Here is a 16,126-nt window from a genome sequence, read left to right on the forward strand (position 1 = left end):
AGGGATAGGGAGAAGGAGGAGAACGATGGTGGAAGCATCAGGGGCAGGCGACATCATTCCGCCCGCCGCGGTCGAGGACGTCGAGCTCTATCATCCGCACAGCTGGTGGACGCGCTACGTCTTCAGCCAGGATGCGAAGGTGATTGCCATCCAGTACAGCTGCACGGCGATCGCGATCGGCATGGTGGCGCTGGTGCTGTCCTGGCTGATGCGGATCCAGCTCGCCTTTCCCGGTGCGCTGACCTTCCTCGACGCCGAACGCTACTACCAGTTCATCACCATGCACGGCATGATCATGGTGATCTACCTGCTCACCGCGCTCTTCCTCGGCGGCTTCGGCAACTACCTGATACCGCTGATGGTCGGTGCGCGCGACATGGTGTTTCCCTACGCCAACATGCTGAGCTACTGGCTCTACCTGCTCGCCGTCGCGGTGCTGGTGGCGAGCTTCTTCGCGTCCGGCGGCCCGACGGGGGCGGGCTGGACGCTCTATCCGCCGCAGGCGATCCTCTCCAATACGCCGGGCGGACAGGACTGGGGCATCGTCCTGATGCTGGTCTCGCTGATCATCTTCATCATCGGCTTCACCATGGGCGGCCTCAACTACGCGGTCACCGTCCTGCAGGGGCGCACCCGGGGCATGACGCTGATGCGGATGCCGCTCACGGTCTGGGGCATCTTCACCGCCACGGTGATGGCGCTGCTCGCCTTCCCGGCGCTGTTCGTCGCCTGCGTCATGATGCTGTTCGACCGGCTGGCCGGCACCAGCTTCTTCATGCCGGCGATCGTCGAGATGGGCGAGCAGTTGCAGCACGGCGGCGGCAGCCCGATCCTGTTCCAGCACCTGTTCTGGTTCTTCGGCCATCCGGAGGTCTACATCGTCGCGCTGCCGGCCTTCGGCATCGTCTCCGACCTGATCAGCACGCATGCGCGCAAGAACATCTTCGGCTATCGCATGATGGTCTGGGCGATCGTCATCATCGGCGCGCTGTCCTTCGTCGTCTGGGCGCACCACATGTATGTCAGCGGCATGAACCCCTATTTCGGCTTCTTCTTCGCCACGACGACGCTTGTCATCGCGGTGCCGACGGCGCTGAAGGTCTACAACTGGACGCTGACCCTGTGGCGCGGCAACATCCACCTGACGCTGCCGATGCTGTTCGCGCTCGCCTTCATCGTCACCTTCGTCAATGGCGGGCTAACGGGGCTGTTCCTCGGCAACGTCGTCGTCGACGTGCCGCTGTCGGATACGATGTTCGTCGTCGCCCATTTCCACATGGTGATGGGCGTGGCGCCGATCCTCGTGATCTTCGGGGCGATCTACCACTGGTATCCGAAGATCACCGGACGGATGCTGAACGAGGGCATGGGCCAGCTGCATTTCTGGATCACCTTCCTTGGCGCCTACCTGATCTTCTTCCCCATGCACTATGTCGGGCTCGTCGGCGTTCCGCGGCGTTACAACGAGATCGGCGAAACCAGTTTCGTGCCGGCATCGGTGCACGACCTGAACATCTTCATCACGATCATGGCGCTCGTCGTCGGCGCGGCGCAGATCCTGTTCTTGTTCAACCTCGCCTGGAGCCTGCGGCACGGGCGCGAGGCCGGCGGCAACCCCTGGCGGGCGACGACGCTGGAATGGCAGACGCCGCAGACGCCGCCGGCGCACGGCAACTGGGGCAAGGACCTTCCCGTCGTCTACCGCTGGGCCTATGACTACAGCGTCCCGGGCGCGCCGGAGGACTTCATCCCGCAGAACCAGCCGGGCACCTACCCGACGCGGGAGGCCGGCGCATGAGCGCGATGCTTCTGTTCCTGTGCGTGATCGCGGCGATCGCCATCTGGTGGTCGGCCGGGCAGGGACTGCTGTCGAAGCCCTGGCTGGAAGTCGGGATCGCCAGCGGACCGCGGGACGGGCACGATGCCGACCGGCCGAAGCTGCCTGTCCAGAAGGTCGGGCTCGGGGTTTTCCTTGCGGTCGTCGGCGCGCTGTTCACGCTCTTCATCAGCGCCTACCTGATGCGGGTCAACACGCAGGACTGGTGGGCAACGCCGGTGCCGCGGCTGCTCTACGTCAACACGGCGATCCTGTTCGCAAGCAGCCTCTGCCTGCACTGGGCGAAGGTCGAGGCGGTCCGCGGCCGGCGCGAGCAACTGAGGACGGCGATGCTGGCCGGGCTCATGACTGCGCTTGCCTTCGTCACGGGACAGGTGTTTGCCTGGCGGCAGCTCGTGGCGGCGGGCTACCTGCTCGCCGACGATGCCGCCACCAGCTTCTTCTACGTGATCACGGGCATGCACGGGCTGCACATCCTCGGCGGCATGGTCGCGCTCGCTCGCGCCGCCCGCCTCGTGCGGACGGAGGCGATCGTCACCCCGCGGCTCAGGCTGAGCGTTGAACTCTGCGCCACCTACTGGCATTTCATGCTGGCCGTCTGGCTGGTGCTGCTGGCGCTGTTTGCGGGCTGGGCGGGCAGCTTCATCGCCTTCTGCCGGCAACTGATCACATAGGGAGAGCGGGTCATGGCGCAGGTCGTTCAGACACATTCCCCGAAACCGCACCTGCCGCCGGACGGCCGGCAGGGCTTCGTGTCGGACTGGGCTTCGGACCAGCAGGTGTTCAAGAACGTCTCCTGGGGGAAGGCCATGATGTGGATCTTCCTGCTCAGCGATACCTTCATCTTCGGCTGCTTCCTGATCGCCTACATGACGGCGCGGATGTCCACCGTCGTGCCCTGGCCCAATCCCAGCGAAGTCTTCGCGCTGACGATCGCCGGGCACGAGATCCCGCTGATTTTGATCGCCATCATGACCTTCGTGCTGATCTCCTCCAGCGGCACGATGGCGATGGCGGTCAACTACGGCTACCGGCGCGACCGGCGGATGACGGCAATGCTGATGCTGCTGACGGCGATCTTCGGGGCGACCTTCGTCGGCATGCAGGCCTTCGAATGGACCAAGCTGATCCATGAGGGCGTGCGGCCGTGGGAGAACCCGTGGGGGGCGGCGCAGTTCGGCTCGTCCTTCTTCATGATCACCGGGTTTCACGGGACCCACGTGACGATCGGGGTGATCTTCCTGCTGATCATCGCCCGGAAGGTCTGGCGCGGCGACTTCGACACCGAGCGGCGCGGGTTCTTCACCAGCCGCAAGGGGCGCTACGAGATCGTCGAGATCACCGGGCTCTACTGGCACTTCGTCGACCTGGTCTGGGTCTTCATCTTCGCGTTCTTCTATCTGTGGTGAGGCAGCGTCATGGCACAGGCAACCGTCGAGACCTCAGGGCATGGAGCCGCACCGGCAGCGGTCGGGACCGAGCACCAGCAGCATCCGATCAGGCTCTACCTGGTCGTGTGGGGGCTGCTCTTCGTGCTCAGCGTCTGCTCGTACATGGTGGACTATCTCGGCGTGCAGGGGCTGTGGCGCTGGTCGCTGATCATCATCTTCATGCTTCTGAAGGCGGGGCTCATCGTGGCGTTCTTCATGCACATGGCATGGGAGCGGCTGGCCCTGATCTATGCGATCCTGCTGCCTCCGGTCGCGGTGCTGGTCTTCGTCGCCCTGATGGTGCCCGAGGCGCACTACACGCTTTTGACGAGGCTCGCCTTCTTCGGCGCGGCAGCCGGCAACTGAGGCCGGTACAGGGGCGATCCGGCCGGTCGCCGCCAGGCGCTACCAATGGATTGTTGCGTTGCAGCGCGTTTCGCTTTACGAAGCCGCGGACTTTCACTGCACTAACGGAGCGATCATGCGCATCGATGCAATCTCCATCGGCAAGAACCCGCCGGAAGACGTCAACGTCATCGTCGAGGTTCCCGTCGGCGGTCACCCGATCAAGTACGAGATGGACAAGGATGCCGGCACGCTCGTCGTCGACCGCTTCCTCTACACGCCGATGACCTATCCGGGCAACTACGGCTTCGTGCCGCACACGCTGTCGGACGACGGCGACCCGATCGACGTGCTGATCGCCTCCACCCGGCCGCTGGTGCCGGGCTGCGTCATCAATGTCCGCCCGATCGGCGTGCTGATGATGGAAGACAACTCCGGCAAGGACGAGAAGATCATCGCCGTACCCTCGCCGCACCTGACGCTGCGCTACGAAAAGGTCAAGGAATACACCGACCTGCCGGAGATCACGCTGAAGCAGATCGAGCACTTCTTCGAGCACTACAAGGACCTGGAGCCCGGCAAGTGGGTGAAGATCTACGGCTGGAAGGACGCCGCCACCGCGCGCGGCCTGATCAAGGAAGCCGTCGAACGCGCCAAGGCGCAGAAGTAAGCTTGCGAAGGGTCGGGGTTGACCGCCACCGCCGGCCGCTATCGTCGCATCCCTTCAGGCGCCGAGCCTGCTGATGATATCCTCCGGGTCGCCCTCGATCCGGAGGATTTTCTTTCTCTGCGTTTCGCCGCTGACGAGGCTGACGGCGGATTTCGCAACGCCGGCGGCCTTGGCGACGACAGCGACCAGGGCCTTGTTCGCCAGTCCCTTCTCCGGCACCGCGCGGACGCGGACCTTGAGGTGACGCTCGCCCTGAGCATCGGTTTCGATGCCGTCGATCGCGTCGCGGCCGCCGTTCGGCGTCAGCCGCACCGTCACGCTCACATAGCCGTCGTGCCGGCGAAAGGGCATGTCCTCAGATGCCGAGGAGCGCCGGCGCCAGCACGCTGCGAATGATCTGCTCGAGGAAGAAGAGGATAATCAGCACGACGATCGGCGACAGGTCGACGCCGCCGAAATCCGGCAGGAAACGACGGATCGGGCGATAGACGGGCTCGGTCAGGTTGTAGAGCGCGCGCCCGATCGAGGCGATCACCTGGTTGTTGGTGTTGATGACGTTGAACGCATAGAGCCAGGAAAATATGGCCGATGCGATGATGATGAACCACGCGATGCTGATGATGAACAGCAGGGTGTTGATGATCGCGATCATAGTCTTCTCGTCGTCTCCGGTTACTTGCGTCCACATGTAGCCATTGGCCGTGCTGCCAGCAAGTGGCCCCTGTTCCTGCTACCGCAAACATGTTTAATGCGCGCCGTGCATCCCATCGTCGTGTGAAAGTGCAGCTTCATGTCCATGCCCACCGAGGGCCACCGGTTCGCCGCCTTCCGGCACCCCTCCTATGCCCGCTTCTTCGTCTCCCGTTTCCTGTACGGGTTCGCGATGCAGGTCGTCAGCGTGGCGGTCGGCTGGCAGATGTACGATCTGACCGGCGATCCCTTCATGCTCGGCCTGATCGGGCTGATGCAGTTCGCGCCCTCGCTGGCCCTCATCCTCGTCACGGGGTCGGTGGCGGACCGCTACAACCGGCGCATGATCATGGCGGTCTGCCTGGTGGTCTGCACCCTCTGCGCCGCAGCGCTGCTCGGGTTGACGGAGTTCGGCCTGTTCGCGCCGACCCCGGTCTTCGGCGTGCTTGTCGTCTTCGGCATCGCGCGCGCCTTTCTCGGCCCGGCCATGCAGTCGCTGGCGCCCAACCTGGTGCCGGAAAAGGACCTCTCCAATGCGATCGCATGGAACTCCACGGCGCAACAGACGGCGACGATCACCGGGCCGGTGACCGGGGGGCTGCTGTACGGGCTCGGCGTCACCGTGCCCTACGCCGTCGGAATCGCGATGTTCGTGGCCGCGTCCCTCGCCGTCATCTCGATCCCCAAGCCGCCGCAACGCATTTCCGGCGCCGCGAAGAGCTGGGAGAGCCTCGTCGCCGGGTTCCGCTACATCCGCGCGGAGAAGGTGGTCCTCGGCGCGATCTCGCTCGACCTGTTCGCGGTGCTGCTCGGCGGCGCCGTCGCGCTGATGCCGGTGTTCGCCCGCGACATCCTGGTGCTCGGTCCCTGGGGGCTGGGCTTGCTGCGTTCGGCGCCCGGCGTCGGTTCCGTCGCGATGGCCTTCTGGCTTGCCGCGCATCCGATCCGCCATCGCGCAGGCGTGCTGATGCTGATCGGCGTCGGGCTGTTCGGGGTCGGCACCGTCGTGTTCGGGCTGTCGCAGTGGGCCTGGCTGTCGATCGCCGCGCTGGTGATCATGGGCGCCTCGGACATGATCTCGGTCTATGTCCGCAACTCGCTCGTCATGCTGTGGACGCCGGATGAACTGCGCGGCCGCGTGACGGCGGTGAACATGGTCTTCATCGGCGCCTCGAACGAGCTCGGCGAGTTCCGGGCGGGCACGATGGCGGCGATGATCGGGGCGGTGCCGGCCGTGGTGATCGGCGGCATCGGCACGATCGCCGTCGCCGCCCTCTGGGCGCTCCGATTCCCGAAGCTTCGCCGGATCGATTCGCTCGCGGTGCCGGACAGGCGCCGCCTGCCGGGATAGTCCAAGGGGCCGTTCAATTCTCGTAGAAGATGCGGTCAAGGAAGCCCATCATCCACTGGCGCAGCGCGGCATCGTGCACGAGCCGGCCGTCGAGATGGGCGCTGCCGACCTGTGCCCCCGGCAGTTCGAAGCGCTGGGCCCCGTGCACCACCCAGCGATGCATCATCGCCAGCGTCAGCTCGCCGTGGAACTGGATGCCCCAGGCATTGTTGCCGTAGCGGTAGGCCTGGTTCTCATAGTGCTCACCGGTGGCGAGCAGCGTGGCGCCGGCCGGGATCGTGAAACCCTCGCGGTGGAACTGGTAGACCATCGAGGGCCAGATCATCAGTTCCCGGCCTTCATCGGTGGGCTGCAGCGGATACCAGCCGATCTCCGTCATGCCGTCGACATGCGGGCCGACCTCGCCGCCGAGCTGGCGCACCAGCATCTGCGCGCCGAGACAGATACCGAGAAAGGGCCGATCCTCGGACAGCGGCACCTGCAGCCAGTCGATCTCGCGCCTGATGTAGTCGAGGTGATCGTCGTTCGCGCTCATCGGGCCGCCGAAGACGACGGCGCCGGCATGGCCGTCGAGGGTTTCAGGCAGGGGGTCGTCGAGAACGGGACGGCGGATGTCCAGCGCGTATCCCGCCTGCTGGAGGATCTGGCCGACGCGGCCGGGGCTGGACCTTTCCTGATGCAGGATGATGAGGATCGGGCGGTCTTTCGGACCGGGCTTGCGCGGTATCTGAAGCATCTCGTCGGCTATCCTGGCACGCTGCCCTTCCGGGTGCGACATTCTCCCGGCCGGCGCGCGATGCAATCCAAAATGTCAGAGGCAGTCTTTCCTGTCCACCCGATTGCGGAGCGCTGTGAAGGCGGATCCCGTCAGTCGCCCTGGTCTTCCGTCGCTCTGGCGCCGTCGCCCTTGCGGCCGGCCACTTCCTGCCGCTTCATGATCCGCTCCCGCCCGGAGACACCGAGGAGGTCGGCGATCCGCCAGATCGCGTGGTCCTCCAGCTCGCTGCGGTCGCCGTCGGCATAGACGATCTCCCAGAGCAGGCCGACGAGATCGACCTTCTGTTCGTCGGTGAGCTGCCGCTTCAATTCGGACGTGAACTGGAAGAAGTCGATCGCCTCGCTGGCGGCGGCGGTGCCGGTGTCGACGAGCCGTTTGAAGCGGGCGTCGTCGAGGCCGTAGAGCTTCTGGAAGCTGTCCCTCAACGCCGTACGTTCGGCATCGAGGATCCGGCCGTCGGACTCCATGACCTGGATGCACAGGGCCATGACGGCCACGCGCGGATCCCCTGCGTCGAAAGTCTGTCTTCCCGCGCCGGAAAGACCGGAGAGGAACCGCTGCAATTTCTCGAACATATCGCCCCTGTAACATCGCATTGAAATGGATCGGCTGCCCCCAAGCCCCGGGCGCCCGCCTCAGAAGATGCGGAAGCTGCCGCCTGCAGTGCCGGCCTCCCGCTGCGCATCGGACTTCACGCCCGGATCGTCCGGCAGTCCGCCGAAGAAGGGTTTCGGCTCGTCCGCGGCCGTCGCGGCCCTGCCGCCGGCGGCGGGCTTCTCCGTGGCCTGCGGCCCGGCTTCGGGCTTCAGGGTGATGTCGCCGGCCGGTTTCGGCGGCTTTGCAGGCGGGCTTGCAGCGGGCCGCCCGGCAATCGCCACGGGCGGCAGCGTGCGGATGGCCTCGTCGGCGGGGTTGACCGCGCCGTCTTCGATCGGTGCATGCCATTCGCTGACGGGCGTCTTCCATTCGAAGGCGTCGAGCTTGCCGGTGACGGGCGACACCGGAAGCCATTCCGGCGACGTCACCCCGTCGGCCGTCCAGGCCGGATCGCGCGGTGCCTTCAGCGCCTGGTTCATCCAGTGGCGGATCCGGCCCTGGTCGCCGGTTTCGGCGTCCTCGATGTCGGCGAGCAGCAGATAGGCCCGCTCGCAGGGCGCCAGTCGCGCCGCGGCTTCGGCCTTGGGGCGGGCGACCTTGAATTCGCGCGCATCGAGGGCGGCCTGGGCGACGGCGAACAGCGTTTCGGCATTGTTCGGATGCAGCGTCTCGAGCTTTTCGGCGCGCTTCAGCCGGTCGAGCGCGGAATCGCCGGTGCGGGAGTGGACGAAGAGGCGGGCAACATCGGGGTGCGGGTTGGCCTTCCACAGCCGCTCGAGGATGTTGGATGCCTTGCGCAGGTTGCCTTCGCGGAGATAGGCCTTCGCCGCGATCAGGCCCGCGGGAACGAAGTTCTCGTCGATCTTCAAGGCCGCGAGTGCGTCGTCGCGGGCGGCCTTCGGGTCGGTCTGGCTTTCCAGCCGTGCGCCCGCGCGCGCCGTCAACAGGACGACCTTGCGCCGGTCGAGCTGCTTGCGCTCTTCGGCAGAGGCGGGCTTCTGGTGTTCGACGAGCTTCAGCGCCTGGTCCCATTCCCCGGTCTGCGAATGCTGCTCGAGAACCGCGTCGGCCGCCCAGGGCAGCTGCGGCGCCGTCTCGGCGGCGCGTTCGGCATATTGCCGTGCGGCCTCCGGGGCGCCGAGACGCTTTGCCTCGAGGTAGAGCCCGCGCAGGCCGAGCGCGCGCGTCTCCGGATCGTCCGCCATCAGCTCGAACCGGCGGCGGGCCTCGTCGTGATTGCCCTCGATCAACGCCGCCTGGGCCTCCAGGAGATGAACGAGCGGCTCCTGATCCGCCCGGATCAGGCCCTTGGCGCGGGACAGCATCTTGCGGGCGGCGGCTGCGTCGCCGGCGCCGGCGGCGATCAGCCCGGTCGACAGCGCCTGGTAGCCGCGGTCGCGCTTCCGGGCGCGGAAGTGACGCTGGAGGGCGTGGGGCGAGGTGAGCACCACCCGCAGCAGCCACCAGGCGAAGATCACCGCGGCCATCAGCGAGACCGTGATCGTCGCGGCGACCATCAGGCTCATGGCGATGCGCTGGCCCTGCCAGATGATCGACAGTTCACCGGGCCGGTCGGCGAGCCAGGCAAAGCCGAGCCCGAGGGCGAGGACGAGGAGAACGAAGGAAAGCACTCTGATCATGACCGGTGTCGCCCCTCAGCCCTGGTTGCCGCTTTTCGCCATGGCGCCGGAGACGATGGCGCCGACGCCGTCCTCCACCAGGATCCGCTGGTCGAGTTCGGCCTTGAAGGCGGCACCGGCATTGCGCGCGGCTTCCGGCAGGGCCTGCCATTCGATCTGCGCGCCCTTGAGGTCGCCGTTCTGCAGCTTGTTCTCGATGCGCGCCACGATCGCCTCGGGGCTGTCGCCCTCGACGCTGCCGACGGGCCGCACGGTGATGACGGACGAGGCGCTGGCGAGCAGCCGGTCGACGATGCCCTGTTCACCGGCCGGCCGGTGCACCGCCTCGATCATGTCGTCGGCCACCGGCTCGAACTGCCGCACCAGGTCGGCGCGCGAGACGACGCCGGTCGGCGCATGCTCGCGCAAGGGCGCAACAGCCGGATCGTCCGGCGAGACGCTGACATAGGCTTCCAGTTCGGCAAGATAGGGACCGCCGCGGTCGATCGCCGTCTTCAATGCGGTGGCGGCCACGGCGCGAGCCATGGCGACGTCGTCGCGCGGTTCGGCGAGCTTCTGCTCGGCCGCATCGATCCGCTGGGTCAGCTGTGCGGACTGGTCGGAGACCGCGCGCTCGGCGGCAGCTGTGCGGTCGCGCAGGGCCGTGATATCCGCGGTGAGCTTGGCGACGGTGGCCTCGAGCGTGGCGATCGCGCGCTGCGCCTCTTCGTCCACGGCGCCGGCGGCCGGAGCGGCGGCCGTCCGCTCGAGGGTGGCAAGGCGGCTTTCGAGCGGCTGCAGGTCGACGGCGGGCGAGCCTGCCGTAGCCCCTAAGGTGTCCACCCGCGCCTTCAGGGCGTCGAGTTCGGCGCTGAGCGGTGCCAGGTCAGCGCCGGACCCTCCGCCGGGGCCGAGCGTGGGCAGATACCCGCCGTATTGCAGGGCGCCGGCACCCGCAAGGGCGACAAGGCCGCCGACGATGGCGGCAGCAAGGGCTCCCGACTTGCTCGGGCGCTGCTCGGGCTGGGTCTGGGTCTGGTCTGTGAAAGGCCGACCGGCCCCTGGCGCCGCCGAAGTCTCTTCGCGCGCGGGCGCTTCTGCAGGGTCGGGTCCGATCGCTGCGGCGGGAACCGGCTCGTCCGCAGCGCCGAGAGGGGTCTGTTCGACGGTCGGCTGTTCTGCGGTTTCCGGCGCGATGGACGTCGGCTCGGCGGGCTTCGGTTCTGTGTCGGGGACGCCGGTTGCGACGGCGGCATCCGGGTCCTTGGCCGGGCCGGCAGGCGGCGCCTTTGCGTCGTCCGATGCGGGCACGGCTTCAAGATCGATCGTCATGGGCGTCTCGCCGGACTTCCTGCGGCGTGGCGGCTTTTCCGGTTCCATGACGGCCTCCTTGCTTTCCGATGCGATACGTAAACCTAGTAAGGGAAGCCCGGCAGGGAAAGCCCCTCCTTCGATTTAAGCGCCATCTCCCGGCGGCGCCGATGTCAGAGGAGATCGAGAAGGCCCTCTTCCGTCGGCGTGGTAGAGACGACGACGGATTTGGAGAAACGCTCCGGCACCATCGCCGCCACGTTGCGGCTGATGCAGAGGAACAGCGTATTCCCCAGGCTGTCCAGGGATTCGCCGACCAGCGGCAGTTCGAAGAAGTGGCGTGCCGATTCGCGCGAGTAGAAGAGTATCGCGTCCGGCCGTTCGTCGACGATCAGCGGCTTCAGCATCGAGCGCTTCGGTCGGGTGGGCTCCATGCGGTAGCATTCGACCGTTTCGTGGGCGACGCCGGCTGCGGCAAGGCGCGTCTCGAACTGGTGCGAGCGGGGGGAACCCGCCAGGTAGAGGAGCGGTTCGGGCGGGACACCGAAATCCTGCCTGTGGCGGATGATCAGGTCGGCGAGGCTGTTGCCGTCGCTTCCTTCGGCCGCCAGCACGGTGCGAAAGCCCGCTTCGGTGGCCGCGCGCGCCGTGGCACGCCCGACCGCAAAGACGGTGGTCAGCAGGTGGCGGTCGAGTTCGCCGCCGATCGAGCGCAGCACGTGCGCCGCTTCCGCACTGGTGATCGCGATCGCCGAGTGCCGCCGCGCAAGGCCCGCGGTCGCCGCGACCGCGTCATGGACGGGGACGACGAGGGAGAGCAGTACGGGCGTGTGGTGGAGGGCCTTGAGCTTTGCTGCGGTTTTTTCCGCCGAGGCTTGGGGGCGGACGACCAGAACCCGCATCAGGTCCACCCGTCGAAGAAGCCGGTGCCGGCGGCCGCACGCACCGCGTGGCCGGCCTCGGCGCCCAGAGCGGCGGCATCGCTGGCGGCACCCTCGATCGTCGTCTCGTGACAGCGCGTGCCGTCGGGGGTGAGGATCATGCCGCGGAAGCGGATGCGGCTGCCGTCGGAGACGGCGTAGCCGGCGATCGGCGTGCGACAGGATCCGTCCAGCACCCCGAGGAAGCTGCGCTCGCAGGTGACGGCCTCGCTGGTTTCGGGATCGTTGATCGCCGCCAGGAGATCGGCGATGCGGCGATCGCCGGTGCGGGCCTCGACGCAGATCGCGCCCTGCGCAGGGGCAGGGAGGAAAACCTCGGGGTCGAGGATCTCGGTTGCCACATGCTCGCGGCCGATGCGCTTCAGGCCGGCAAAAGCGAGCAGCGTCGCATCGGCCTCGCCTTCCGCCAGCTTGCGCAGGCGGGTGTCGACCTGGCCGCGGAAAATGGTGACGTTGATGTCCGGACGGAGCCTGCGGATCTGCGCCTGCCGGCGCAGCGAGGCCGAACCGACGGTGGCGCCGTGCGGCAATTCGAGAAGCGTCGGGGCCGTGCGGCCGACAAAGGCGTCGCGGGGATCCTCGCGCGGCAGGAAGGCTGCGAGTTCCAGGCCATCCGGCAGCCGGGTCGGCATGTCCTTGGAGGAATGCACGGCGAAGTCGAGATCGCCGGAAAAGAGCTGCGCCTCGATCTCCTCGGTGAACAGGCCCTTGCCGCCGATTTCGGACAGGGCGCGGTCCGTGATGCGGTCGCCCTTGGTCGAGAGCACGACGATCTCGAACATCTCTTCCGGCAGGCCATGGGCCGTCATCAGGCGCGCCCGGGTCTCGTGCGCCTGCGCCAGTGCCAGCGGGCTGCCGCGGGTCCCGATCCTGAAAGGTTTTGTTTGCATCAACCGTGATCCGTTGTTACCGGAAGCTCTCGTAACCGGCTTTTGCCACCATCGCAATCAAACAGCGTGCTTCATGTCGTCCCATCTGACCATCCTCGGCATCGAAACGAGCTGCGACGAGACCGCCGCCGCCGTCGTCGTGCGGGATGCGTCCGGCCAGGGCACGATCCTTGGCGACGTGGTGCTGAGCCAGCTCGACGAGCATAGCGCTTATGGCGGCGTCGTGCCCGAAATTGCGGCCCGGGCCCATGTCGAGGCACTCGACGAACTGATCGGCCAGGCGCTGGCGCGCGCCGGCAAGACGCTGGACGAGGTGGATGCGATCGCGGCGACGAGCGGGCCCGGCCTGATCGGCGGCCTGATCGTCGGCCTGATGACCGGCAAGGCGATCGCGCGCGCCAAGGGCAAGCCGCTCTATGCGGTCAACCACCTGGAGGGGCACGCGCTGACCGCGCGGCTGACCGACGGGCTTTCCTTTCCCTATCTGATGCTGCTCGTCTCCGGGGGGCACACGCAGCTCGTGCTGGTGCGCGGCGTCGGCGACTACGAGCGCTGGGGCACGACGATCGACGACGCGCTCGGCGAGGCCTTCGACAAGACGGCGAAGCTGCTCGGCCTTCCCTATCCGGGCGGTCCCGCCGTCGAAAAGGCGGCCGAGAGCGGCGATCCGGACCGGTTCTCCTTTCCGCGGCCGCTCGTCGGCGAGAAGCGGCTGGACTTCTCGTTCTCGGGGCTGAAGACGGCGGTGCGCCAGGCCGCCCAGTCGATCGAGCCGGTGAGCGAGCAGGACATCGCCGATATCTGCGCCTCGTTCCAGAAGGCCGTCTCGCGCACGCTGAAGGACCGCATCGGTCGCGGGCTGGAGCGGTTCCGGCAGGACTTCCCCGATGTCGCCCGGCCGGCGCTGGTGGTGGCCGGCGGCGTGGCGGCCAACAAGGTGCTGCGGGCGACGCTTCAGGACCTCTGCGACCGCAACGGGTTCGGCTTCGTGGCGCCGCCGCTCGCGCTCTGCACCGACAATGCCGCGATGATCGCCTGGGCGGGGCTGGAGCGGATGGCCGCCGGCCTTTCTGCCGATGACCTTGCCGTCGCGCCGCGCGCGCGCTGGCCGCTCGATGCGGAGGCCGCGGCCGTGCTCGGCTCGGGCAAGCGGGGAGCGAAGGCATGACGAGACGGCCGCATGTCGTGGTGGTCGGAGCCGGCGCCTTTGGTACGGCGCTCGCCACCGTCGTCGCCGAGACCGGCGAAAGCCGGGCCACGCTGCTGGCCCGGCGGGCGGAGACGGTCGCGGAGATCGCCGCGTCGCGCCGAAACGACACCGTCCTTCCCGGCATCGTGCTGTCGGCGGCGCTGGAGGCGACCACCGATCAGGCCGTTTTGAGGGATGCCCCGGTCGTCCTCTTCGCCATGCCGTCGCAGGCGCAGCGGGCGGCGGCCCGCGCGCTTGCGCCCCATCTTGCCGAGGGCGCGACCGTCGTCGTCTGTGCCAAGGGCATGGAGAAGGCGAGCGGCCGGCTTCTGACCGAGGTGCTGGAAGAGGAACTGCCGCACCAGCACATCGCAGTGCTTTCCGGTCCCGGCTTTGCCGCCGACATCGCGCGCGGCCTGCCGACCGCGATGGTGGTCGCCGCGGCGACGATCGAGACGGCGGCGACGCTGGCGCATGCGCTGTCCGGGCCGACCTTCCGGCTCTATCCCTCCGCCGACCGCATCGGCGTGCAACTCGGCGGCGCGCTGAAGAACGTGCTGGCGATCGCCTGCGGCATCGTCGAGGGGGCGGGGCTCGGCGACAGCGCCCGCGCGGCGCTGATCTCGCGGGGGCTCGCAGAGATGTCGCGGTTCGTGGCCGCCCATGGTGGCGACGCGGCGACGGTGACCGGGCTGTCGGGGCTCGGCGACCTGGTGCTCACCGGCACCAGCCACCAGTCGCGCAACCTGCGCTTCGGCATCGAGCTCGGCCGCAACGGCAATGCCGACAACTGGTCCGGCGACCTGGTCGAGGGCGCCTTCGCGGCGGGCGTGGCCGCAAGGGTCGCGGCCGAACGCAACATCGACATGCCGATCACCGAGGCGGTCGCGGCGATCGTCGACGGCAGGCTCGACATTGCGACCGCGATCGGCCGGCTGATGACCCGACCGATCACCCAGGAATTCTAGAGGAAAAGGATATGGCCATGCTTTTTGCCCTTCTCTGCACCGACAAGCCCGGCGCGCTGCAATTGCGCCTCGACACCCGCCCCGTGCACGTCGCCCACCTGACGAAGCTGAACGAAGAGGGCAAGCTCGCCTTCGCCGGCCCGTTCCTCGATGCGGACGGCAAGCCGAACGGCAGCCTCGTCGTCGTCAAGGCCGATAGCGCCGAGGCGGCGCGGGCGCTCGGCGAGGCCGATCCCTTCTTCAAGGCCGGCGTCTTCGAAAGCGTCGTGGTCAAGCCCTGGACCTGGACCTTCAACAATCCGGAGGCATAAGGTTCATGGCCCACTGGCTCTACAAGTCGGAACCGTTCAAATGGTCCTGGCAGATGCAGAAGGATGCCGGTGCCGCGGGCACCGAGTGGACGGGGGTGCGCAACTACCTGGCGCGCAACAACATGCGGGCCATGAAGATCGGCGACAAGGGTTTCTTCTACCACTCCAACGAGGGGCTGGAGATCGTCGGCATCACCGAGGTCTGCGCGCTGTCGCATCCGGATTCGACCGCCGGTGACGATCCGCGCTGGGACTGCGTCGACATCCGCGCCGTCTGCGACATGCCGAAGCCGGTATCGCTCAAGGACATCAAGGCGAACCCGAAGCTCGAGAAGATGTCGCTCGTCACCTCCATGCGCCTGTCCGTCCAGCCGGTGACGGAGGACGAATGGATCGAGGTCTGCCGCATGGGCGGCCTCGACGAGCCGCCGCGCTGACCACGATCCCGTGAAGACCGATCCCGAACGCTTCATCCTCGACAACACCGCGGTGATCGCGCCGCCGCATGTGCCGGAAATCCGGCTGCGCCTGGCCTCCGAGGCGCACGATCTGTGGCTGAAGACCGAAGAGGAACTCGAAGAGATCGGCCTGCCGCCGCCGTTCTGGGCGTTCGCCTGGGCGGGCGGGCAGGGGCTCGCCCGCTACGTGCTGGACCACGCCGAGATCGTGCGCGGGCGCAGCGTCCTCGATTTCGCCAGCGGCTCCGGCCTTGTCGCGATCGCGGCGAAGCGGGCGGGTGCCGCGCGCGTGCTGGCGGCCGACATCGACCCCTGGACGGAGACGGCCGTGCGGCTGAATACTGCGCTGAACGGGGTGGAGGTGGAGTTCAGGGGCGAGGATCTGATCGGCTCGGACGAAGGCTGGGACGTGGTGCTGGCCGGCGACGTCTTCTACGACAGCGCCTTCGCAGGGGCACTGATCCCTTGGTTTCGCAGGCTCGCCGAACGCGGGGCGGCGGTGGTCGTGGGGGATCCGGGACGGTCCTACTGCCCGAAGGACAGGATGGCACCGCTCGCGACCTACGCGGTGCCGGTGACGCGTGTGCTGGAAGACAGCGAGGTCAAGCGGACGACGGTCTGGCGCTTTCTTCCATGATCCCCGTGGTGGTCCGTTGTCGCAGTGCGGGCTGGGGTGAAAAAGAATCTTAACCATATTTCGTCGCGGGGCTTTACAGCGTTTTGGCGCCCGGTTGTGGCGCG

19 protein-coding genes are annotated in these 16,126 nt (G+C 67.5%); 11 read left to right on the forward strand and 8 right to left on the reverse strand.

Annotated elements, in window-relative coordinates; genetic code table 11:
* Positions 1-25: 25 nt before the first annotated feature.
* The 5 genes from P0086_RS12295 to ppa all read left to right on the forward strand — a co-directional run bounded on the left by P0086_RS12295 (position 26) and on the right by ppa (position 4,282).
* A complete protein-coding gene (locus P0086_RS12295) occupies positions 26-1,798 on the forward strand; it encodes a cytochrome c oxidase subunit I (RefSeq protein ID WP_275785792.1) in 1,773 nt (590 codons plus the stop codon).
* Positions 1,795-2,511: a cytochrome c oxidase subunit 3 gene (locus P0086_RS12300; protein WP_148178122.1), complete on the forward strand. Its 717-nt coding sequence runs from the start codon at positions 1,795-1,797 to the stop codon at positions 2,509-2,511. The genes P0086_RS12295 and P0086_RS12300 overlap by 4 nt, the downstream gene beginning before the upstream one ends.
* 12 nt (positions 2,512-2,523) lie before the next feature.
* Positions 2,524-3,246 carry a heme-copper oxidase subunit III family protein gene (locus P0086_RS12305; protein ID WP_112595484.1) on the forward strand — a complete coding sequence of 241 codons (723 nt, stop codon included), beginning with the start codon at positions 2,524-2,526 and terminating at the stop codon, positions 3,244-3,246.
* Between the two features lie 9 nt (positions 3,247-3,255).
* Complete coding sequence (locus P0086_RS12310) at positions 3,256-3,633, forward strand: cytochrome C oxidase subunit IV family protein (RefSeq protein WP_112595482.1); 378 nt, start codon at positions 3,256-3,258, stop codon at positions 3,631-3,633.
* A 115-nt stretch (positions 3,634-3,748) separates the two neighbouring features.
* The gene (ppa, locus tag P0086_RS12315) at positions 3,749-4,282 is read left to right on the forward strand and encodes an inorganic diphosphatase (RefSeq protein WP_112595480.1); all 534 of its coding nucleotides are present in this window, start codon (positions 3,749-3,751) and stop codon (positions 4,280-4,282) included.
* Positions 4,283-4,336: 54 nt separating this feature from the next.
* Here the strand turns inward: ppa and P0086_RS12320 are convergent, their stop codons facing one another.
* Together P0086_RS12320 and P0086_RS12325 are read right to left on the reverse strand one after the other, a co-directional pair.
* Positions 4,337-4,633, reverse strand: coding sequence for a DUF167 family protein (locus P0086_RS12320; RefSeq protein ID WP_275785798.1), 297 nt, complete (start codon positions 4,631-4,633; stop codon positions 4,337-4,339).
* Positions 4,634-4,637: 4 nt separating this feature from the next.
* On the reverse strand, positions 4,638-4,934 hold the full coding sequence (locus P0086_RS12325) for a YggT family protein (RefSeq protein ID WP_112595476.1): 297 nt from the start codon (positions 4,932-4,934) through the stop codon (positions 4,638-4,640).
* 138 nt (positions 4,935-5,072) lie between these two features.
* Here P0086_RS12325 and P0086_RS12330 point away from each other — a divergent pair, with 138 nt between their 5' ends.
* On the forward strand, positions 5,073-6,323 hold the full coding sequence (locus tag P0086_RS12330; RefSeq protein WP_275785800.1) for an MFS transporter: 1,251 nt from the start codon (positions 5,073-5,075) through the stop codon (positions 6,321-6,323).
* Between the two features lie 13 nt (positions 6,324-6,336).
* Here P0086_RS12330 and P0086_RS12335 read toward each other — a convergent pair whose 3' ends face one another.
* From P0086_RS12335 to hemC, 6 genes are all read right to left on the reverse strand, one after another.
* Positions 6,337-7,059, reverse strand: a complete 723-nt coding sequence (locus P0086_RS12335) for a glutamine amidotransferase (RefSeq protein ID WP_275785803.1) — start codon at positions 7,057-7,059, stop codon at positions 6,337-6,339.
* Between the two features lie 131 nt (positions 7,060-7,190).
* A complete protein-coding gene (locus P0086_RS12340; RefSeq protein WP_112595469.1) occupies positions 7,191-7,676 on the reverse strand; it encodes a TerB family tellurite resistance protein in 486 nt (161 codons plus the stop codon).
* A gap of 60 nt (positions 7,677-7,736) precedes the next feature.
* Positions 7,737-9,338, reverse strand: coding sequence for a heme biosynthesis protein HemY (locus tag P0086_RS12345; protein ID WP_275785806.1), 1,602 nt, complete (start codon positions 9,336-9,338; stop codon positions 7,737-7,739).
* A gap of 15 nt (positions 9,339-9,353) precedes the next feature.
* Positions 9,354-10,697, reverse strand: coding sequence for a hypothetical protein (locus P0086_RS12350; RefSeq protein WP_275785808.1), 1,344 nt, complete (start codon positions 10,695-10,697; stop codon positions 9,354-9,356).
* Between the two features lie 104 nt (positions 10,698-10,801).
* Positions 10,802-11,530, reverse strand: coding sequence for a uroporphyrinogen-III synthase (locus P0086_RS12355; protein ID WP_275785811.1), 729 nt, complete (start codon positions 11,528-11,530; stop codon positions 10,802-10,804).
* Complete coding sequence (hemC, locus tag P0086_RS12360) at positions 11,530-12,459, reverse strand: hydroxymethylbilane synthase (RefSeq protein WP_275785814.1); 930 nt, start codon at positions 12,457-12,459, stop codon at positions 11,530-11,532. The genes P0086_RS12355 and hemC overlap by 1 nt, the downstream gene beginning before the upstream one ends.
* Before the next feature lie 73 nt (positions 12,460-12,532).
* Here hemC and tsaD point away from each other — a divergent pair, with 73 nt between their 5' ends.
* Genes tsaD through P0086_RS12385 form a run of 5 tightly spaced genes read left to right on the forward strand, consistent with a single transcriptional unit; the run spans position 12,533 to position 16,022 of the window.
* Positions 12,533-13,627, forward strand: coding sequence for a tRNA (adenosine(37)-N6)-threonylcarbamoyltransferase complex transferase subunit TsaD (gene tsaD / locus P0086_RS12365; RefSeq protein ID WP_148651569.1), 1,095 nt, complete (start codon positions 12,533-12,535; stop codon positions 13,625-13,627).
* Positions 13,624-14,616, forward strand: coding sequence for an NAD(P)H-dependent glycerol-3-phosphate dehydrogenase (locus tag P0086_RS12370; protein WP_275785817.1), 993 nt, complete (start codon positions 13,624-13,626; stop codon positions 14,614-14,616). Before tsaD ends, P0086_RS12370 begins: the two co-directional genes overlap by 4 nt.
* Before the next feature lie 17 nt (positions 14,617-14,633).
* Positions 14,634-14,927, forward strand: coding sequence for a YciI-like protein (locus P0086_RS12375; RefSeq protein ID WP_112595808.1), 294 nt, complete (start codon positions 14,634-14,636; stop codon positions 14,925-14,927).
* Positions 14,928-14,932: 5 nt separating this feature from the next.
* The gene (locus tag P0086_RS12380; protein WP_112595454.1) at positions 14,933-15,364 is read left to right on the forward strand and encodes an EVE domain-containing protein; all 432 of its coding nucleotides are present in this window, start codon (positions 14,933-14,935) and stop codon (positions 15,362-15,364) included.
* Positions 15,365-15,374: 10 nt separating this feature from the next.
* The gene (locus tag P0086_RS12385; RefSeq protein ID WP_275785823.1) at positions 15,375-16,022 is read left to right on the forward strand and encodes a methyltransferase; all 648 of its coding nucleotides are present in this window, start codon (positions 15,375-15,377) and stop codon (positions 16,020-16,022) included.
* Positions 16,023-16,126: the final 104 nt, after the last annotated feature.

It is taken from the genome of Mycoplana sp. MJR14 (genome assembly GCF_029210525.1).
In the GTDB taxonomy this organism is placed as follows: Bacteria; Pseudomonadota; Alphaproteobacteria; order Rhizobiales; family Rhizobiaceae; genus Mycoplana.